Raw genomic sequence first — 19,318 nt, 5'->3', positions numbered from 1 at the left:
GTTAACTGCCTCTTTTTAGTTGTAATCGGTTGACTTCAACCTGCCCGGTCACCTCTGTGCGGGTAATATCCAGAAACTCTACATCAATACCGTGCTGTTCACGCAAATCTGCCAACCAAGAGACTAATTGGTTAAAAGGTACAGGCTGAACCCAGACCTGAAGGCTGTCGCTACGCGGCTGCATGCGAATCAGTTCGATACGATAACGTCTGGTGGTGGATGACACCACCTGATTAAGTGGCTGACCAGATACATTCGTACTGCCACTAGAAGCTCCTCTTAGGGAAGTAATGGTATTTGCACTGTTGGTTACCCAGTCCAGAAGCTGCTTTTCTGTGGTGATTCGTGCTTGCGCGGCGTCGGCTCGTTCATTGAGCGGTACGATCCCACCCCAATAAATGATAAACGCCGTAAACAAAACGGCACATCCACCCATCAGGCGTTGCTCGCGTTGTGATATAGACTGCCACCATGCGGTCACTCTATTCATGGTTTTCTCCTTATCACGTAACTGCCAAACACTTCTGTACCGCTTCGGTTCAACTGCCCCTGCTCGACATCAAACAGCTGTGCAAGTTCTGCTCGCGCCGACTCAAAGGTTTGGAAGTCTTTGCTTTTTGCCTGAATTCGAATTTCGTCACGCGAGCCATCATACTTCACGCTTAGTACGTCGATCGCGCCATTTTTCTTCAAAGCTTCAGGAAGCTTTGAAAGCCAAATCAACATCGATTCGTCACTGCCACCGCCAGATAATCTTGCTTCTTCATTACGCATCTGGCGCTTGAGGTAGCTCACGGTTGGAATTTTGCGTTTGTCTGGGAATACTTCTCGGAAAATACGTTCACTTTCAGCTCGGTATTGCGCTGCCTGAGCTTCAAACGCATTCACTTGCAATACGTTTTGCGTTGTCAGGACAACCAGAAGTAAAACCGCTGCAACCGCAGCTTTCTGCCAGACTTTCCAGTATTTGGTCAGAGAAGAAGACGGTTTGAATGTTCCCGTCAGCAGGTTAGCTTTCGAAGCAATCGCTCCCTGTGTCAGCAATGACATCACTAACTCTGCTTTACCATTCTGCCAACGCCCCGGAAGCGACTCGTGGTTTTGAGGCAATGGCGTAAAGGTGGCAACACGCTTCTCTACAGCGTCTGACTGCTCTTCACTTTCGCTTTCGCTCTCTTCAGTGTGCAGTTGGAACACTTCTGCCGGAAGCAAACTTAACCAATCAGACTGAACGGAGAAGCCTGAGTATTGCTCTTGACGAAATACCCACTGACCGTCAATTTCAAGCGCACTGATTTCATCTTTCTGCCATGGCATAGCTAAACAGTCAGGCAACACCTGACGCACGTTTATCTGATGCGCTTTTAGCTCATCCAGTAACGTTTCCAAAAATCCGCTGTCGACGGCAGCTACGTCGGCTTTTGCCCCACGTTTGTTCAGCACAGTAAAATGCAGATCATCCACATCCTGCGCGACATCGTCTTCAACCAAAAACGGCAGCATGGTATTGAGCTGACGTGCCCCACCCGCTGGAATGTCTACCTCTTTAAGCAGCACATCGCTACTTGCTAGCAACACAATGGTTGGGCGTTGATGAGCATAAGATGCGATCTCGCCTAACTGGTTGCGATGACTTAATTCACCGCTGGCGATCACCTCTTGCTGACCTGGAGACCACACCAGCCACTGTATTGGGGCGTCTGCCTGACTACTTATTCTTACGGTCAGAAACTCGCTCACTGATTCCTCCAAAACTACGACGTACAACCGTCGCTTGTTTTCTGTCCTTACTGTAGAGCAGGCTTCGTATCCTGACCCTTGATTCATCGACCATGACCTGAGCGTCCAGCTCAAAGTACCGACTGTCGACTGCAATGTACGCCTGAGCTTCCTTACGCACTTTTTCTTCGATTCCGCTGATGATGGGTTCAGACATGAAACTTTCGACACTGTCCCAACCATCAAACTTACGATTCGCAATCAGATCTTTGGCGTTGCTGCTACTCAAATGCGGCTGAAATAAGGCAGCCAAAATATCTGCTTGGTCTTCCGAAATCGTATTTACATTCAGTTTCCACTCGTTGGTTGGCAACGCACATATTAGCGGCGTCAGCTTCTCCATAATCGGAGCGGTCACTTGCTGAATCGCTCTCAATTCAGAGCGATCCGCAATAAATCCATTTGCCGTCAGATACGCGGGCTGAAAACCTTCATAAGTACTGTCTTCAGCACCGTAACTGGTTAACACACTGGCGTCATTATCGACGAAATCCCAGGTCGAATCCGCGATCACTTCGGCGGTGTAAGGCTCAATATCCTGCTGTTCGATCAGGTTCTGCCATACTCTGACAAGAAATGGCTTCTGCGTAGACTCCACCTTGGCTTTTACACTGGTTAACACGTTTAAATTGAAGCAAGCCTGCATATCCAGCAGCTTGCCCTTTGCTGTGCCGTAATCCAAAGGATACGTCTGTTCTTTAAGTGCCCAAGGCTGGCTTAAGTTAATGGTCTCGTTGTCTTTATAACTTTGCTCGATACCGACTTTTGCCAGTGCTTCAACCCCTAAGCTATACCAGTATGCCTGTTGGTGATTCACCTGATTCCCAGCACGATGGAAATTGATAAACAGGCGTTCTGACATGGTCGCGGCGATAGCGGTCATGACTGCCAGTAGTAACAGCACCACGATCAAAGCCACACCAGATTGAGAAAAGCGTTTAGCCATTGTTGCTTCCCTCTTGACCCGAGCCGCCTTCCTGGTTATTTCCCTCTTGTGGGGTCGTCACCGTCAGTTCACCACCTGGCGTCAGATAAACGCGCTCAATGTCACCGTAATCTTTCAAAGTAAGAGTGATGGCAATGGCGGCAGGCAACGCCTTGGGCTTTGTCCACTCTTCTTTCCATTCACCGTTTTCGTAAAACGTGACTGTAAAACTTTCTACATCACTCAGAATTGGTCGAGTTAACGGCTCTTGCCCTGATGGTGTATCGGAATAGCGCCACCAGACTCTTTCTAAGTTTTCCTCTCTGATGCGATACCCAACTTTGGTCACGTCTCCACGCGGGAATACGTTTTGTGGGTTTTGCCATCCTAACCGACTAAACACTATTCCTTTGTCATCCGACTCCAAAATATAGTCGCCGTAACTCAATAATGTTTGTGAAGGGGCTTCGCCATTAGTTCGCATCTGGCGCAACGCCATCTGGCGGAAATCGTTATCCATCCAAATCAAAGCGCGCTGCATGGTTTGTAAACGCTCAGTTTTTTCCAGCGACTGAGCATTGCTCAGCTGGACCTGATTCACGACCTGATATGCGGCGATACTCAAGCTGGCAAAAACGGCGATAGCCACCAGCACTTCAATGAGCGTAAAACCTGACACTTTACGGCGACGCATAACTTCTCACCGTAACAATGGAGCTCTTATGCTCTGAATCACGAGAAACTGACACATCAAAAGCACTGATAACACTATTGTCGGTTGGCACGGGCTTTACTAACCAATACCAGGTTTGCCCAGCCAGTTCCTCTTTGCCTTTCAGCTCTTTCTTAGGCGCCTTGCCAAGCAGCACTTTAGCCATTTGGTTGTCAGCAACCATAGAAGCAAACATCTTCTCTTCTAAAAAACTCAGCGTATTAATGTGCTGACTTACAGCACGAACCACGCTGATTGCAGCGGTAGCGAAAATAGCCAATGCCACCAACACTTCGATTAACGTCATCCCGCGAGAGCGACGGGCATTTCGCCTATTCATCTTCATCGCGTTCTCCGGGCTTCAATAGGTTAATCAAACCATTATCGGCAGTTTTAATTCGCCAGCCGTCACGGAACTCATCGCCAACGTTTGGAAAGAAAGACACCTGAAAAGGGGTTATTTCACCGCTAGACAGCACCATTACCTGAGGCGGTGGCGACTGCTTTTTCTTCTCTTCATCGGCAAACATTTCTTCATCAAACAGACTGCCGGGTTCGAAGAGGCGGTCATCATCTCCCCACTCATCGCTCCCCAATTGCAGGCGAATGGCAAACTCCGCTTCTAATTCTGATTCAGAGTAATACCTATTCTCTTCCATGTTTTGCCAGCCTTCTTCGCTGAGCTCCACAAATCGGTATTGTCCTTTGTCTTCATTGAACCGGACGCCATAATCTTTGCCGTTTAACATGGCGTCTTCGTTCAGCAGTTGTAAACGTTGCATAAAGCGCTGGGCATGCTCTTTTAGCCGATCATCACTGGAGGAAGGCAATGTGGTAATCACCGCAACCGCACTCAGTGACAACAGCACGAGCACCAGCATGATTTCTATCAGCGTAAACCCAGACTGCTTTTTCATACGCGTATGCTTACAACTTCAACCCGAAAGGATTTACTGGAAGTCCTGCATGTTCCAGTTACCGATGTCAGCCTGCACGCCTTCACCGCCTTCCTGACCATCCGCACCAAGTGTAAACACGTCGATAGTGCCATTGTCACCAGGGCTCAGGTATTGGTATTCATTGCCCCAAGGGTCTTTTGGAAGACGCTTAATGTAGCCGCCATCACGGTAGTTACGAGGTTCTGGGCTAGCAGAAGGCTTAGAAACCAACGCATCCAGACCTTGGTCGGTGGACGGGTACACACTGTTGTCCAGCTTGTACATGTCCAGCGCATTTTCTAATGCCACAATATCGGTAATCGCTTTTTGTTGATCCGCTGTTTCTTTGTTACCCAAAAGGTTAGGCACAACGAAGCTCGCTAAGATCCCCAAAATAACCACAACAACCATGACTTCAAGAAGCGTAAAACCTGACTGCTTCTTACTCTTTTTGTTATACATATTTCCTCCGAAACGCACGCTGGTTACCAACATGCAAAGTTACATTCCGATATTCAATCTGCATAGATGCAGTTTCAATTCTTTGAATATCTTAACAAGCTAAAACAACAATCTTTTTTGCGATATGAACTTGTCGCTCACATCGAGGCTATATTACTTAATCGAGACTAAGTTACTTGCCCGAAACCAAGTTATTCAGTTCGAGCAGTGGCATCAAGGTTGCGACCACGATAAACAGCACGATTCCGGCCATACAGACAATAAGCAATGGTTCAAAGATACCCAAAGCCATGTTGACCAAAGATTCAAAATCCCGGTCCTGGTTGTCTGCCGCTCGGGTCAGCATTTGTTCCAGTTCGCCACTTTGCTCACCACTGGCAATCATATGCAACATCATTGGTGGAAAAAGGCGAGTCTGCTCTAGAGATTTTCTTAAGCTCGCCCCTTCACGAACGCGATCCGCAGCCAACAGAACCTGTTCTTTTACGAACTGATTACTCATTACATCAGCGGCAACCTTCATACCATCAAGCAGTGGAATAGCGCTGGATGTACAGATTGAAAGTGTTCGGGCAAAACGGGACGTATTCAGACCGCGGGCAACTTTACCAATGACAGGTAAACCCAGTATCCAGCGATCCCATTTAAGACGGAAAGACGGCTTGCGAAGTGCTGCCTGGAACAGAACGATACCAACCAGAATCACCACCAGCAAAACGGCGCCCCAGTTCTGGACGAAGTTACTGGCAAGTAATAGAAATTCGGTAGACGCAGGAAGCGTTTGCCCCATCTGAACAAACTGATCCACGATCTTGGGTACCACTGTCGCCAGCAAGAATGCCACAACTGAAATAGCAATCAGCGTCAGCATTACCGGGTACACCATAGCCTGCTGCATTTTAGAGCGCATTTTCTGGCGATTTTCGGCGTAATCAGCTAGTCGGTCTAAGACTTTATCTAAGTGACCAGACTTTTCACCGGCAGCCACCATGGCACAGAACAAGTCATCGAACACATGTGGGTAATCTCCGAAACTCTCTGCCAAGGTATAACCTTCAACGACTCGGGAACGTACCGCAACCAGCATGGTTCGGATACGGGCTTTTTCCGTCTGTTCAGCAACCGCACGGATACACTCTTCCAGCGGCATACCAGCCTGAACCAGAGTCGATAACTGACGAGTCAGCAGAGCCAGATCGTTGGTACTGATGCCGCGCTTGAAAGACAAACCAGCGGAAGAGGCTTTGGCTTCTTTGGCTTTGGTTTCAATCACTTCGACAGGTATCAGCCCTTGCTCTTTAAGCTTTTGACGAACCTGACGTGCGTTGTCCCCTTCGATGACACCTTTTTTCTGTTTGCCTTTGGCATCCAGAGCTTTGTATTCAAATGCTGCCATTACGCTTCCTTGGTCACTCGCATGACCTCTTCAAGCGTGGTAACGCCTTCCCTTACTTTAGTCAGACCATCATCACGAATACTTGGCGTAGTGCTTCGAACGTGTTTGTCGATCGCCTGTTCGCCCGCTTCGCTATGAATCAGCTCCTGAACATCTTCATCGACAATCAGCAATTCATGAATACCCGTTCGACCTCGGTAACCCTTGAAGTTACACGCTTCACAGCCACACGCTTTATATAACGTCAGCGGTTGGTCTTCGGTCAGGTTGAACAGTTTCTTCTGTTCCTTGTCGGCTTCATAAGGCTGTTTGCAATCCGGGCACAAGGTACGCACCAGACGCTGTGCAAGCACACCCAATAAAGAAGAGGAGATTAGGAAAGGCTCGATTCCCATGTCACGAAGACGCGTGATTGCACCCACAGCGGTATTGGTGTGTAAAGTAGACATCACCAAGTGACCCGTTAAGGACGCCTGAACGGCAATTTGCGCGGTTTCTAAGTCACGGATCTCACCAACCATTACCACGTCTGGGTCCTGACGAAGAATCGCACGTAACCCTCGGGCAAAGGTCATATCCACTTTCGGGTTCACCTGAGTCTGCCCGATACCGTCGATATCGAATTCAATTGGGTCTTCAACCGTCAGAATATTGCTTTCTGTGCTATTGAGCTCCTGAAGCCCTGCGTACAAGGTGGTGGATTTACCAGAACCAGTAGGACCGGTAACCAAGATAATACCGTGTGGTCGTTTGATCAGCGTTTGGAATCCGTCGTGATTGCGCGACGTCATGCCTAGACTGTGCAAATCCAGTCGAGTGGCATTTTTATCCAGAAGACGCATTACCACTCGCTCACCGTGCGATGACGGCATGGTGGAAACACGGACATCGACCGCTCGGCCACCAATTCTCAGAGATATACGACCATCCTGCGGGACGCGCTTTTCTGCGATATCCAGCTTCGCCATCACTTTCACACGAGATACGAGTAGCGGTGCCAGTTTACGACTCGGTGCGAGAACTTCACGCAGTACACCATCCACACGAAAACGAATAGAAAGGGATTTCTCGAAGGTCTCGATATGAATATCCGACGCCCCTTCTTTGATCGCTTCACCCAACATGGCGTTGATCAGCTTAATGATTGGCGCATCGTCTTCTGATTCCAGAAGATCTTCGTTTTGCGGCAGCTCTTCTGCAAGAGAGAAGAAGTCGTCATTATCTGCACCGATGTCTTCCATCAACTGACGCGCTTCCGAGGAATCGCGCTGATACAGCTCGGTCAGTTTGCTTTCGAAATCTTCCGCTTTAAGCGCTACAGGTGTGAAAGAGTTACGCACCACTCGGCGCACTTCAGTTAACACTTCCAGAGCCAACGGCTCTACGTAATAGAGGCTTGGCAATCCGTCTGGCTGAGCGGCGACTTCCATCGCCACTTTATGTCGGTTAGCGAAGGCAAAGGGCAGTCGCACAAAGCCTTCAGAAACGACCAGCGTATCCGCCATTATTTCGCCTCCAACTGCTCGATGAACGCTCTAAGCTCTTCAGGATGACGAATGTCTTCTCCGTACTTAGGAAGCACAGGAACAAATTCATCACTCAGTAGTTTCAAACCTTCTTCCGCTTTAAGCAGTTGCTCGGCGCGAATGTAGTTGTACTTGCGCTGGCTGATGCCGTCTGCTGTAACGCCATCTCGAATGATGGTTGGCTTGATGAAGACCATCAGGTTTTTCTTTTCAACCTGTGTACTGGTGGACTTGAACAGGTGACCAAGTACTGGGATGTCACCAAGCAGCGGGACTTTTGCTTCACTTTCCAAAGCACGCTCATCTATAAGACCACCTAGAACCAGCATCTGACCATCTTGGATCATTACCGAGGTGTTGAGCTGACGCTTAGCAAATCGAACATCTACCGCACCGTTTGCACCAAGTACGTTAGACACTTCTTGTTCGATGGTTAGCTGAACTGAGTCGCCTTCGTTAATTTGAGGGACAACTTTCAGCTTGATGCCCACTTCTTTACGTTCAACGGTACTGAATGGGTTGTCATTGTTTGAGCCAGCTGCAGAGCCCGTCAAAACTGGAACTTCTTCACCAACGATAAACGAAGCTTCACCGTTATCCATTACTGTAATGCTTGGTGATGAAAGAATGTTGGAGCTGGTGTCACTGGCCACTGCGCTAACAAGAGCAGTCCAGTCACCTGCCATCAGACTAAGTGCCGCTCCATTTACCCCACCCAATGCTTTTGCAAGCGTTGAATAATCACCTTTGGTGGTGGTTTCTTCGTAGTATTTGATGGCGCCTGTATCGCTGTCACGAATCGGTTTTTTCTCTGTGGTGTCTTTAGCTTCTTCCAAGCCCACCATCACGCTGCCAATGGATGCGCCAGAGTTTGAGTACTGAATGACCGCACCTGTGTTTAGGTTACCCCACTGAACACCCAGGTTGGCGCCATCACCTTCTGCCAACTCAACGATCATGGCTTCAATAAGTACTTGAGCGCGGCGAATATCCAATTGAGCGATCACATCTTCTATAGCACGCATAATGTCTGGCGGCGCAGTCACGACCAATGCATTGGTACCAGGGTGCGCAGAAATCATAACTTCATTTCGGCTTTTCGCTGATGCAGCGCCCTGAGCGCCACCTTGTTTCTCAGCCTGAAGGTTGTCAGAAACCCCTTTAAGTACATCGACCAAGTCTTCTGCTTTGGCGTATTTCAGATAAACAACGCGGTTGTTGCCTTTGGTTGCCATTTCGACATCCAATTGCATGATCAACTTACGCAGACGCTTACGAACTTGCGGGTCGCCTGAAATAAGGATGGAGTTGGTACGCTCATCCGCCACCAGTTTTGGTTCGAGGAACGCGGGAGTGTTTTTCTGTGCTGTTGATTTGTTCAACGCTTCAACAATTCGTACCATTTCTGCCGCTGAGGCATTTTTCAGCTCAACGACTTCAATTTCTTTGTCACCTGCACGGTCAACGCGTTCGATGATTTCTGCCAGGCGGTTAACCACAGCCGCACGACCAGTGATCAAAATGATGTTCGCCGGATCGTAGTGAACGACGTTACCCGCACCTGCGTTGTCATTCAGTTGACGAAGCAATGGGGACAACTCTCTCACTGATACATTTCGTACCGCTACCACTCGCGTGATTACCGCATCGCCCTGTACACGTGTTTCATCCCCAACTACAGGAATGGCTGCCGTTTTGGCATCTTTATCACGGACAATTTTCAGGACACCGTTTTCCATTTCCACTGCTGCGAAGCCGTACACTTCCAAAACGTTTAGGAAAAAGTGGTAGTACTGCTCTTCATTCAGCACATCGTAGCTGCGGACATCAATTTTTCCGCGGATGGCTGGGTCGACGATGATGGTCTTTTCAAGATTGCGTCCAACAATATTGATGAACTCTTTGATGTCGGTCCCTTTGAAACTGGCACTAAACTCGTTTGCCACCAAAGCCGGTGACCAAGCGAGGCTACCAGCCAATAACCAGGTTCCTTTGTTTAACCACTGTTTCACGTGATTCTCCCACTTATATCCTGACGCGTTCCAGCGCCAGTCTTAAAACTCAATAAAGATTTCGTGCCTCTGACCGTCACGCTCGACCGTCAGGTTCAATTCCGTCATATCAGATATGGTCTGCCACACTTTGCCCATCGCGGATGGGTCGCTCAAGTCAGCACCGTTCAATTGTGTAGCAATGTCACCATCTTTTAAGCCCACGGCATCAAACAATTCTCTCTGGCTGCCGGGTCCCACACGATAGCCGACAATATTTCCGTCTCGGCGAACTTGCGACAAACGGATATATTGCATAATTTGCTGTGGATTTTGCGAAATTTCGCGTCGAATTTGCTCAATTTCGTTCACATCAGGCAAATCGCCAACATTCGAATCAGATGGTGGTGGAGCCAGTGGCTGACTTTCCTGTGCCAGCTTGCTGTATTCGACACCTTCAAGCATCAAAGTTTCATCTTGACCCTGATTATCGATAATAACGCGATCCACTAGCACATTTTTCAACGAAGCTCTTGTTCCTTCGATTTGCTCACCAATACCGTAAGTTTGCTGCTGACCACGGTTAGCAATGACCGCAAGGCTGCTTTCTTCAACCGAACTTGCCACCACGCCAACCAGCACTAAACTCAAGCGCGTTTTAGGTGCGTCCTTTACTACTGGTTTTGGTTTGGGTTTCGCGGCGGGTTTGTCGGAATAGCGACCAAAAAGATGGGCATCGAGCAGTGAAGCGACGGCATCGCCAGAATTCGCATTACTCGAACCCTGACCAGGCTGAGTAATCACCGCGTTTGGAGACCAGCGCGCTACTTCAGAGTCTTGTGGAATCAGCTGCCAGCTAAGTTGCCCGAGAATCCAGGCAGAAATGGCGATCAGTAATAATGTCACCCAAGCGCTCAACTTTCCCTGCTGCTTTACAGCAAGCGCAAGAAAAGCACTGAACTTCTGATCCAATTGATATTTTTGCACCAACGACGATGACATGTATCATGCGCTCCCTGTATTAAAACTTCAGAAATGGTTAGGCAGTCTGATAAATAAAAGCCAAAGCCTACACAAAGGTTTGCACATTGTCATATAAATTGATTGTTACCAAATATCGTTCTTATAAAGATTAGCAACAATTCACAATAACAGGTTCCAGACTGCTTACGTTTCATCCCATTTTAGGTTGAAAACCCCCGTTATCGTCACCATTGTGTAAATCATTAGTTAAGTCAATCATTAGAGGCGTGAATTTACTATGAGTTCAAATACTGCCACAGTCCGGCTCGATAAGTGGCTCTGGGCAGCCCGTTTCTACAAAACGCGATCCATAGCACGGAATATGGTTGATGGCGGCAAAGTCCATTATAATGGGCAACGCTCAAAGCCGAGCAAGATTGTAGAGCTTGGTGCTACGATCGTTTTGAGACAGGGGCATGAAGAAAAAACGGTAGTGATTGAGAAGATTTCCGATCAACGCCGTGGCGCTCCAGAAGCTCAGACGCTATACCGCGAAACTGAAGAGAGCATTCTAAAGCGTGAAGAAAACACGCAAAAGAGAAAGCTTAACGCACTTTATAGTCCAAGCCCGGAAAGACGCCCGGACAAAAAACAGCGTCGCGACATTATTAAGTTTAAGAATCAATAAATGCTGGAGCTCCACGCATGTCAAACAACCTTTTGAATCGCTACCTATTTGAAGATCTTTCAGTACGTGGCGAGTTGGTACAACTGGACGAAACCTACCAACAGATCATTTCAAGCAAGGAATACCCAGCACCGGTACAAAACCTGTTGGGTGAGCTACTCGTCGCCACGACTCTGCTTACCGCAACACTGAAATTTGAAGGCTCTATTACCCTTCAGCTTCAGGGCGATGGTCCTGTGTCTCTGGCGGTAATTAATGGCGATCACGATCAGAAAGTTCGTGGTGTCGCACGTTGGGATGGTGACATAGCAGAAGATGCAACCCTACATCAGCTAATGGGCAAAGGTCACTTAGTGATTACCATTGCACCTAAACAAGGCGAACGCTATCAAGGCGTAGTTGGTCTGGAAGGTGAAACGTTATCTGAAGTGCTTGAAGCTTACTTTGAACGTTCCGAGCAACTTCAGACTCGTTTGTGGTTCCGCTTGGGTGAATTTGAAGGCAAGCCGCATGCAGCGGGTATGCTTCTTCAAATCATGCCAGACGGCACAGGCACACCTGACGACTTCGAACACCTTGAGCAACTGACCAACACGGTTAAAAATGAAGAGCTGTTCAGCCTGCCTGCAAACGAAGTGCTGTATCGCTTATACAATCAGGAAAAGGTGCAATTGTTTGAGCCCCAACCTGTTGAATTCCATTGTGGTTGTTCACGAGAGCGCAGTGGTGCTGCCATTATTACGGTTTCCCGAGATGAAATTAATGACATTTTGGCGACAGAAGGATCCGTTTCTTTACATTGTGATTACTGCGGCACGAATTATTCGTTCGACGAATCACAAGTATCTGAGCTCTATGAGCAAGCAAGTAATGGAAACGACACCATTCATTAATTGATTATTTTTTACACTTTAATAAGCGTCAAAAATATCACTAGAAAGCCGACAATATGTCGGCTTTTTTTATGCTTTTTCGCTACTAAAACACGCATTTATATCACCGTACGCTATACTTATTTTTGTCAAATTAATAATTCTTTTGATCTAGCGCAAAGGATTGCGCGAGCGATAAAATAGCCCTACCAAATCTGTGACAAGAGCAAAAAAACCTCACTCACCTCGGGGATAATATATGATTAAAAGACCTGATTTGAGTTTGCTCAAAGTTGCTAAATTGGTGAGCACAAAACTATAAATAATTACAAAATCCCTACAATTTATACCCTACAAGGAGCACCTATGACCGTTATGGAACATACAAAGGCTGCACACATTGATCTTACCCAACACGGAATCACTGGCGTGACTGAGGTTTTACGTAACCCTAGTTATGAGCAGTTGTTCGAAGAAGAAACTCGCCCAGAGCTGGAAGGCTACGAAAAAGGCACCGTCACTGAACTTGGTGCTGTTGCTGTAGACACTGGTATTTTTACTGGTCGCTCCCCTAAGGATAAGTACATCGTTAAGGACGACACCACCAAGGACACTCTGTGGTGGTCTGATCAAGGTAAAAACGATAACAAACCCATTAATCAGGAAGTGTGGACAGAATTGCGTGATCTAGTGACCAACCAGCTTTCAGGAAAACGTCTGTTCGTCATCGATGGTTTCTGTGGCGCAAACCCAGACACTCGCCTGAGTGTTCGCATCATCACAGAAGTCGCATGGCAAGCTCACTTCGTGAAAAACATGTTTATCCGCCCTACAGAAGAAGAATTAGCAACGTTCGAACCTGACTTTGTTGTCATGAACGGTGCAAAAGTGACCAACCCTAACTGGGAAGCCCAAGGTCTCAATTCAGAAAACTTCATTGCCTTTAACCTGACTGAGCGCGTCCAGATCATTGGCGGCACTTGGTACGGCGGCGAAATGAAGAAAGGCATGTTTGCCGTTATGAACTACTTGCTGCCTCTGAAAGGCATTGCGTCCATGCACTGTAGTGCCAATGTTGGTGAAGACGGCGATGTCGCTGTATTCTTCGGCTTGTCTGGCACAGGTAAAACGACACTTTCAACCGACCCTAAACGCCAGTTGATTGGTGATGATGAGCACGGTTGGGATGACGATGGTATCTTCAACTTCGAAGGCGGTTGCTACGCGAAGACCATTCGCCTGTCTAAAGAAGCGGAACCAGACATCTACAATGCCATCCGCCGCGATGCGCTATTAGAGAATGTTACCGTTCGCGCTGATGGCTCTATCGACTTTGAAGACGGTTCGAAAACCGAGAACACCCGAGTTTCTTACCCTATCCATCACATCGAAAACATCGTGAAACCAGTGTCGAAAGCGGGTCACGCTCAGAAAGTGATTTTCCTGACGGCTGATGCGTTTGGTGTGTTACCTCCGGTATCGAAACTGACACCAGAGCAGACTAAGTACCACTTCCTGTCTGGTTTTACCGCCAAACTGGCAGGTACTGAGCGTGGCATTACTGAGCCAACACCTACGTTTTCAGCGGCGTTTGGCGCAGCCTTCCTAACGCTACACCCGACGCAGTATGCAGAAGTACTGGTAAAACGTATGGAAGCAGCAGGTGCGGAAGCTTATCTGGTCAATACCGGTTGGAATGGCACAGGCAAGCGTATCTCCATTCAGGATACCCGTGGCATCATCGACGCGATTCTGGATGGTTCGATTGACCATGCTGATACCAAAGTGATTCCAGTGTTCAACCTAGAAGTTCCGACGGCACTTCACGGTGTAGATCCTGAAATCCTTGACCCTCGTGATACCTACACAGACCCACTGCAGTGGGACAGCAAGGCAACTGATTTAGCACAACGCTTCATCAATAACTTTGCTCAGTACACGGATAACGACGAAGGCAAGTCTCTGGTTGCAGCAGGTCCACAGCTTGATTAAACCGGATTGAGTTATCAAATCCATTACCAAGCCCCTCTTTTGAGGGGCTTTTTATTGAATCCAATCGATAATTGAGCCAATCTGAAAGCTGGATTAAGGAATTTGGAACAAGGGACATGAGAAAAGCCTCCACGTTTGTGGTTTTGATCTTGCTGCTGATCGTCGTTTCAGCCTTGGCACTCTATGCCAGTTTGTACACGCGTTATGCCACGCCTGTGGTCAATTTCGTGGCAAACCAGATAAGCAATTTGTCCATCCAAATCGATCAAGTTGAATACACTTCACCCTACCAGCTCACCTTGCATGGGGTAGAACTTTCTACCGAACCTGAACCGATGTTCATCGAAACCGCGAATATCTGGCTCGATCCCGCTATTCTCAGCGGCACCAAACTGAGCATCGCCAGCCTGCAACTCAGTGGTATGCAGTTGCAAAAAGGTGTGCCTAATATTCGTCCGCTATCATTCGTTCGTGTTCATCAGTTTGCAATCGATAACTTAGACTTTTCCAACCCGGAGTGGATCGTACGAGGCTTAAAATTCCAGATTAAAGATCCAGTGGTCAGTGATCACCCCATCTGGCGTTGGTACGGCGAGATTCAACTCAGTGCCGACCAAATCTACTGGCAAAATGAAGCCTTTAATAATGCACTGCTGGATGCCGATATTTTCGCTGAAACCAAGAAAATTTATGGTTTGTCCTTCAACTGGCGAGGAGGCTCGCTGTCCGGTCAGGCAGAATGGAAAGAAAACCGCTGGCGCGTGGTGAGCGCTTCCCTCAATGAACTTACCGTCACCAAAGATGACTGGAAAACCCTGAAAAAGTTTAAGTGGGCAAACGCAGACAGCAATGAAATTTTCATTGAGCGTGTGGATGTGCTCCGCAGTGACTTAGAGTTTCCGTCTTTCGCCATGGTACAGGCGGATATGACGCTTGAGGACATTCGCTTCCCGTTCGAACTTTGGAAGCAGCCATCTGGCAGCGTGTCTCTGGATGCAGAGAGCCTCGACTTTGCTAACCAACTCTGGCTGGAGCCCGTCATCGAAGCGACTTTATCTCCTGATCTTATTGTGGTGAACAGCGCCAACGTGGGTATGGGGCAAGGCTATATTCAGCTCAACGGAGAATTTACTCCCGACACCTGGCACCTTTCGCAGTTAAACCTTACTGGGGTTGAATGGCACACCGATAGCGAGCTGACGTTACAACCCTTTAAAGAACAGACCGACCGCTTAGCCAACCTGACTATCGATTCGCTAGCCATTAAACGTGCGCAATACATTGATTTACATTCTGAGCCACGTCGCCAGATATCAGGTCTTAACGTTCAGGGTAAGCAACTGGACATTCTGAGAAATGGTCAGATGGGGTTGTGGCAGGGTAATCTGGCACTGACCGCGAACAGTGCGAACTTTGGCAAACTCATCGGCTCTCAGTTGCTGATAGAAGCGCATTCAGAAGGTGGCATCAGTTTTCTCGACAAAGTCATTATTCCGGTTACCGACGGATTAATTCGCGCTCAGGGTCAATGGGATTTCCGTCAATACAGCCGCCCATGGAAACTGAAATTTCAGGGAGACGGCATTCCAATCGAAACCTGGCGATACCTTCATCCTCTTCCATTTGATTTGTCTGGGCTGACTGATACCCAATTTGAGCTCTCCGGTTTGTCTGGTGACCAGACTTCGTTCAATCACAGCATTTCTGGGTTCGTTTCGACTCAGTTTCGTGACCTTTTGACCTCTTCTCACTTCGCTGCACTGATGGATCCTACCGTGCCACTTGAGCTGTCTAAGAAAGCGCCATCTGACGTTTTGGTTTCAGACTTGCTGATTGATGTAGACAGAGGTCGAATAGACATTCGCGAATCCAACATTGCGGGCAGCGACTTTACTGGAAGCTTGCAGGGGAAACTGGATCTGGTGCACCCGGAAGACGGGGAATTAAGGTTACAACTTAGCGGAGAGTGCGGGCACTGGCGTTACGAACCGCTTTCCAGTGCCCCAATTACGCGAGAAGTCTGCAATAACAATACTGAGGACTAACGCCCCAGCATTTGTTGGTAATTTGGCAGCAGCATGTAGGTGCCAATAAATTCGACAGCTGCGTGCTCGCCGCTGTAGATCGACACGTTGATGACCACACGCGCTTTTCTGCCTGCCGCTAATCTATCCAAGTCTCCACTGATGCCATCCAGAGACGTGGCAGCAATCGGATTCTGTTCTACTGCATGTCGGTAACGAATCTGGCTATCGACCAACACAATATCGGCTTCTAAACCACGTTCTTTCATTAAGAGCCAGGTCATCCCCCACCCCGTTAATGTTGCCAGCGTAAATGCAGAGCCTGCGAACATGGTGTTATGAGGGTTGAGGTTAGGGTTCAACTGAGCACTGCACTCAAATCGGTATCCAGTGTACTGATTGATTTTGATGCCCATTTTGTCGCTGATCGGAATCTGGCTTTCCCATCGATCTTGCAAGTCGGCGCACCAGTCTGGTCTTCGGAGAACATTCGCTAACGGATCGAGCGATTTCACCATTTGCTGGTGACGCACCGGACCACGCTCGTCACTCAATTCACCCTGATTTTCAAAGCCGTTCTTTTGGTAAAAAGCGATGGCATCTTCACGGGCATTACACACCAGACGCTTCACGCCTTCCTGACGAGCGAACGATTCTAATGCCACCAACACCAACGATCCGATGCCTTTGCTACGGCGATTAGGCTTCACCGCCATATAACGAATCTGACCTTCATTATCCGGAGTGATGTACAGGCGACCAATGGCCATGGGTCTGCCTTTGCTGTCCACGATCATTCTGTGGTGGCTCATTTCGTCGTATTCGTCGCGCTCAGAGCCCACAGGCAAACGCCATGGTTCGCGCAGCATTTGCCATCGAAAATGATAATATTTGTTCAGCTGATTCGCTGTCTTAGGCGTGATTAATTTAAACATGAGAATCCTTTGCTCTAGCGAAGCGAGTGGCAGCAGTGCGCCCCAAACGCATTACCTGCTTCTTATACCTGCAACCAGAAGGTAACCGGTCCGTCATTGACCAGCGACACTTTCATATCTGCGCCGAACCTTCCTCGCTGTGTACCGATTTTTTCTTCACATAGATCAGAAAAATAATCGTACAGACGCTCTGCATCCGCAGGGTGGGCGCCTTTAGAGAAACCTGGTCGCGTTCCTTTTTTTGTATCTGCGGGTAATGTAAATTGAGACACAACCAAAACGCTTCCGTTCACATCTTGTACGTTTAGATTCATTTTTCCCTGATCATCTTCAAAAACTCGGTACGTGAGTACCCGTTCCATCAGGCGTTTTGCTTTGGCTTCGTCGTCTTCTTTTTCGACGCCGAGCAAGATAAGTAACCCTTGATTGATTTCGCCAACCACCTCGCCTTCTACGCGAACGGCGGCTTCACTGACTCTTTGAATTAAGGCGATCATGTATCGCTTCCTTATTGTTCTTCTTTTATTTCAGGCTCACTACTGTACCACATTTCCCGTTCACCGAGGCTCGCGGTCACTTCTGCTCCAACCAGCACAATTAACCAACACAGATAAACCCAGACAAACAGGATAGGAATTGCCGCCAGCGCACCATAAATCAACTGGTATGAAGGGAACTGAGTAATGTACATGGCAAAACCTTTTTTACTCATTTCAAACAGGATAGCAGCCACTAGTGCACCGATTGCCGCATCACGCAGTAGAATTTTTTTGTTGGGCACCAGCATGTAGAGCCCCATGAATGCCAGAAAAGACAGAATAAAAGGCAGCCAGCCGAGCAGCATGGAGTACACCGAAGAAATGGTCTCGCTTTCAATTAAGTTTAGCGAGGTCACGTATGAGGTAGCAGCAATGGAGGTTCCAACAAGAATAGGACCAAGTGTCAGTACCATCCAGTACATGGAAAACGAATACACACGGCGACGTTTTTGCTGCACTCGCCAGATGTAGTTAAGGTTTTTATCGATGTTAGAAATCAGCATCAGAGCTGCAACAAACAGGAAACCACCACCAACTGCAGTCATTTTGCCCGTATTGGCCACAAAATCATTGAGCGCCGATTTCACTGCCGCACCTGCTGCCGGGACAAAGTTGGTAATGACGAACTCCTGGAGCACATCGCCTGCATTGGCAAACACGGGGAACTTGGAAAGCACCGACAGCAGCACCGTCAACATGGGCACCAAAGACAATAACGTGATGTAAGCCATGTAGCCTGCACTGACGGTCAGGCGGTCATGATTCATACGCCCAAGCAAGTAGCGGAAAAAATGTTGAGAATGAACGGCTATCTCGTCGAACTTCAACTTGTATCTCCCTGTTAAGTGTTCCATAGTGCTTTCAATTCTATACGAAAAGGAAATTCAAATGCGTTTTGTTTTTGCTATGGCAATGTCTTTGTTTCTGATGACTGGCTGTGAATCGACCTATTATTCTGCAATGGAAAAGGTGGGCATTCACAAGCGGGACATCATGGTTGACCGGGTAGAAGATGCTCAAAATGCCCAGCAGGAAGCGCAGGAAGAATTTTCCAGTGCGTTAGAAGTGCTCTCTGCACTCACCCAGTTTGACGGTGGCGATCTGGAATCCATGTACGAGAAAATCAACGATAAGTACGAGGACAGCGTGGATGCAGCAGAAACCGTATCCAAACGCATCGGCGCCATAGAAGAGGTTTCAGATGCCCTATTTGAAGAATGGGAACAGGAACTGGATCTTTACACCAGCAGCAAACTTCGCCGCGACAGTGAGACCAAGTTAAAGCAGACCAAGGCATCATACAAAACCATGCTCCGCGCCATGAAACGCGCAGAGAAGAAAATGACACCCGTACTGAATACTTTGCGTGATAACACACTAAACCTAAAACACAACCTCAATGCCAGTGCCATTGGCTCTCTTCAGGGCGAGTTCATGAGTTTGGAAAAAGACATCGAACTGGCAATCAAGGAAATGAAATCCGCCATTACGGAATCCGACAAGTTCTTGGCAAAACTGAAGTAACGGTCAAGTTCAGACGCGAGCTTAGGTTCAGATGCAAAAAAGGGGCGTGAAG

The 19,318-nt window shown here is 48.0% G+C and carries 19 protein-coding genes; 5 read left to right on the top strand and 14 right to left on the bottom strand.

The window, feature by feature from the left end:
* Position 1: 1 nt before the first annotated feature.
* The 11 genes from RH89_RS16645 to gspC form a co-directional block, all read right to left on the bottom strand.
* Positions 2-490 (bottom strand): type II secretion system protein M, encoded by a 489-nt coding sequence (locus RH89_RS16645; RefSeq protein WP_004404508.1) that lies wholly within the window; start codon positions 488-490, stop codon positions 2-4.
* Positions 487-1,740, bottom strand: coding sequence for a type II secretion system protein GspL (gene gspL, locus RH89_RS16640; protein WP_004404506.1), 1,254 nt, complete (start codon positions 1,738-1,740; stop codon positions 487-489). Before gspL ends, RH89_RS16645 begins: the two co-directional genes overlap by 4 nt.
* On the bottom strand, positions 1,709-2,725 hold the full coding sequence (gene gspK / locus RH89_RS16635) for a type II secretion system minor pseudopilin GspK (RefSeq protein WP_004404505.1): 1,017 nt from the start codon (positions 2,723-2,725) through the stop codon (positions 1,709-1,711). The genes gspL and gspK overlap by 32 nt, the downstream gene beginning before the upstream one ends.
* Positions 2,718-3,398: a type II secretion system minor pseudopilin GspJ gene (gspJ, locus tag RH89_RS16630; RefSeq protein ID WP_004404502.1), complete on the bottom strand. Its 681-nt coding sequence runs from the start codon at positions 3,396-3,398 to the stop codon at positions 2,718-2,720. Before gspJ ends, gspK begins: the two co-directional genes overlap by 8 nt.
* Positions 3,385-3,762 (bottom strand): type II secretion system minor pseudopilin GspI, encoded by a 378-nt coding sequence (gene gspI / locus RH89_RS16625; RefSeq protein ID WP_004404500.1) that lies wholly within the window; start codon positions 3,760-3,762, stop codon positions 3,385-3,387. Before gspI ends, gspJ begins: the two co-directional genes overlap by 14 nt.
* Positions 3,749-4,333 carry a type II secretion system minor pseudopilin GspH gene (gene gspH / locus RH89_RS16620; RefSeq protein ID WP_004404499.1) on the bottom strand — a complete coding sequence of 195 codons (585 nt, stop codon included), beginning with the start codon at positions 4,331-4,333 and terminating at the stop codon, positions 3,749-3,751. The genes gspI and gspH overlap by 14 nt, the downstream gene beginning before the upstream one ends.
* A 33-nt stretch (positions 4,334-4,366) precedes the next feature.
* Positions 4,367-4,816, bottom strand: coding sequence for a type II secretion system major pseudopilin GspG (gene gspG, locus RH89_RS16615; protein ID WP_022551835.1), 450 nt, complete (start codon positions 4,814-4,816; stop codon positions 4,367-4,369).
* A 172-nt stretch (positions 4,817-4,988) separates the two neighbouring features.
* Positions 4,989-6,212 (bottom strand): type II secretion system inner membrane protein GspF, encoded by a 1,224-nt coding sequence (gspF, locus tag RH89_RS16610; protein ID WP_004404497.1) that lies wholly within the window; start codon positions 6,210-6,212, stop codon positions 4,989-4,991.
* Entirely contained in the window at positions 6,212-7,717 is a 1,506-nt protein-coding gene (gspE, locus tag RH89_RS16605) for a type II secretion system ATPase GspE (RefSeq protein WP_004404496.1), read from the bottom strand. The genes gspF and gspE overlap by 1 nt, the downstream gene beginning before the upstream one ends.
* Positions 7,717-9,750, bottom strand: coding sequence for a type II secretion system secretin GspD (gene gspD, locus RH89_RS16600; protein WP_004404495.1), 2,034 nt, complete (start codon positions 9,748-9,750; stop codon positions 7,717-7,719). Before gspD ends, gspE begins: the two co-directional genes overlap by 1 nt.
* A gap of 42 nt (positions 9,751-9,792) precedes the next feature.
* Positions 9,793-10,731 carry a type II secretion system protein GspC gene (gene gspC / locus RH89_RS16595; protein WP_004404493.1) on the bottom strand — a complete coding sequence of 313 codons (939 nt, stop codon included), beginning with the start codon at positions 10,729-10,731 and terminating at the stop codon, positions 9,793-9,795.
* 259 nt (positions 10,732-10,990) lie between these two features.
* Between gspC and hslR the strand changes: the two genes are divergently transcribed.
* The 4 genes from hslR (at position 10,991) to RH89_RS16575 (ending at position 16,289) form a co-directional block, all read left to right on the top strand.
* Positions 10,991-11,380 (top strand): ribosome-associated heat shock protein Hsp15, encoded by a 390-nt coding sequence (hslR, locus tag RH89_RS16590; RefSeq protein ID WP_004404486.1) that lies wholly within the window; start codon positions 10,991-10,993, stop codon positions 11,378-11,380.
* Between the two features lie 17 nt (positions 11,381-11,397).
* Positions 11,398-12,273 (top strand): Hsp33 family molecular chaperone HslO, encoded by an 876-nt coding sequence (hslO, locus tag RH89_RS16585; protein WP_004404484.1) that lies wholly within the window; start codon positions 11,398-11,400, stop codon positions 12,271-12,273.
* A gap of 345 nt (positions 12,274-12,618) precedes the next feature.
* Entirely contained in the window at positions 12,619-14,244 is a 1,626-nt protein-coding gene (gene pckA / locus RH89_RS16580) for a phosphoenolpyruvate carboxykinase (ATP) (protein ID WP_004404482.1), read from the top strand.
* 116 nt (positions 14,245-14,360) lie between these two features.
* Positions 14,361-16,289, top strand: a complete 1,929-nt coding sequence (locus RH89_RS16575; protein WP_004404479.1) for an AsmA family protein — start codon at positions 14,361-14,363, stop codon at positions 16,287-16,289.
* Here the strand turns inward: RH89_RS16575 and RH89_RS16570 are convergent.
* The 3 genes from RH89_RS16570 to RH89_RS16560 all read right to left on the bottom strand — a co-directional run bounded on the left by RH89_RS16570 (position 16,286) and on the right by RH89_RS16560 (position 18,596).
* Entirely contained in the window at positions 16,286-17,203 is a 918-nt protein-coding gene (locus RH89_RS16570; RefSeq protein WP_004404477.1) for a bifunctional GNAT family N-acetyltransferase/hotdog fold thioesterase, read from the bottom strand. The genes RH89_RS16575 and RH89_RS16570 overlap by 4 nt on opposite strands.
* A 62-nt stretch (positions 17,204-17,265) precedes the next feature.
* A complete protein-coding gene (gene dtd, locus RH89_RS16565; RefSeq protein WP_004404476.1) occupies positions 17,266-17,700 on the bottom strand; it encodes a D-aminoacyl-tRNA deacylase in 435 nt (144 codons plus the stop codon).
* A gap of 11 nt (positions 17,701-17,711) precedes the next feature.
* The gene (locus RH89_RS16560) at positions 17,712-18,596 is read right to left on the bottom strand and encodes a virulence factor BrkB family protein (RefSeq protein WP_045967030.1); all 885 of its coding nucleotides are present in this window, start codon (positions 18,594-18,596) and stop codon (positions 17,712-17,714) included.
* A gap of 34 nt (positions 18,597-18,630) precedes the next feature.
* Between RH89_RS16560 and RH89_RS16555 the strand changes: the two genes are divergently transcribed.
* A complete protein-coding gene (locus RH89_RS16555; protein WP_004404473.1) occupies positions 18,631-19,266 on the top strand; it encodes a DUF2959 domain-containing protein in 636 nt (211 codons plus the stop codon).
* Positions 19,267-19,318 lie beyond the last annotated feature (52 nt).

This window comes from Vibrio nigripulchritudo ATCC 27043 (assembly GCF_000222685.1).
GTDB lineage: Bacteria > Pseudomonadota > Gammaproteobacteria > Enterobacterales > Vibrionaceae > Vibrio > Vibrio nigripulchritudo.
This window is presented reverse-complemented; position numbering and strand designations above follow the sequence as displayed.

Excerpts from the sequence above, each read along its gene's own strand:
- RH89_RS16555 (WP_004404473.1), top strand. The coding sequence starts at position 18,631 with ATGCGTTTTGTTTTTGCTATGGCAATGTCTTTGTTTCTGATGACTGGC.
- gspK (WP_004404505.1), bottom strand. The coding sequence starts at position 2,725 with ATGGCTAAACGCTTTTCTCAATCTGGTGTGGCTTTGATCGTGGTGCTG.
- RH89_RS16570 (WP_004404477.1), bottom strand. The coding sequence starts at position 17,203 with ATGTTTAAATTAATCACGCCTAAGACAGCGAATCAGCTGAACAAATAT.
- RH89_RS16645 (WP_004404508.1), bottom strand. The coding sequence starts at position 490 with ATGAATAGAGTGACCGCATGGTGGCAGTCTATATCACAACGCGAGCAA.
- gspI (WP_004404500.1), bottom strand. The coding sequence starts at position 3,762 with ATGAAGATGAATAGGCGAAATGCCCGTCGCTCTCGCGGGATGACGTTA.
- gspE (WP_004404496.1), bottom strand. The coding sequence starts at position 7,717 with ATGGCGGATACGCTGGTCGTTTCTGAAGGCTTTGTGCGACTGCCCTTT.
- hslO (WP_004404484.1), top strand. The coding sequence starts at position 11,398 with ATGTCAAACAACCTTTTGAATCGCTACCTATTTGAAGATCTTTCAGTA.
- gspF (WP_004404497.1), bottom strand. The coding sequence starts at position 6,212 with ATGGCAGCATTTGAATACAAAGCTCTGGATGCCAAAGGCAAACAGAAA.
- gspJ (WP_004404502.1), bottom strand. The coding sequence starts at position 3,398 with ATGCGTCGCCGTAAAGTGTCAGGTTTTACGCTCATTGAAGTGCTGGTG.
- gspH (WP_004404499.1), bottom strand. The coding sequence starts at position 4,333 with ATGAAAAAGCAGTCTGGGTTTACGCTGATAGAAATCATGCTGGTGCTC.
- gspG (WP_022551835.1), bottom strand. The coding sequence starts at position 4,816 with ATGTATAACAAAAAGAGTAAGAAGCAGTCAGGTTTTACGCTTCTTGAA.
- dtd (WP_004404476.1), bottom strand. The coding sequence starts at position 17,700 with ATGATCGCCTTAATTCAAAGAGTCAGTGAAGCCGCCGTTCGCGTAGAA.
- pckA (WP_004404482.1), top strand. The coding sequence starts at position 12,619 with ATGACCGTTATGGAACATACAAAGGCTGCACACATTGATCTTACCCAA.
- RH89_RS16575 (WP_004404479.1), top strand. The coding sequence starts at position 14,361 with ATGAGAAAAGCCTCCACGTTTGTGGTTTTGATCTTGCTGCTGATCGTC.
- RH89_RS16560 (WP_045967030.1), bottom strand. The coding sequence starts at position 18,596 with ATGGAACACTTAACAGGGAGATACAAGTTGAAGTTCGACGAGATAGCC.
- gspC (WP_004404493.1), bottom strand. The coding sequence starts at position 10,731 with ATGTCATCGTCGTTGGTGCAAAAATATCAATTGGATCAGAAGTTCAGT.
- hslR (WP_004404486.1), top strand. The coding sequence starts at position 10,991 with ATGAGTTCAAATACTGCCACAGTCCGGCTCGATAAGTGGCTCTGGGCA.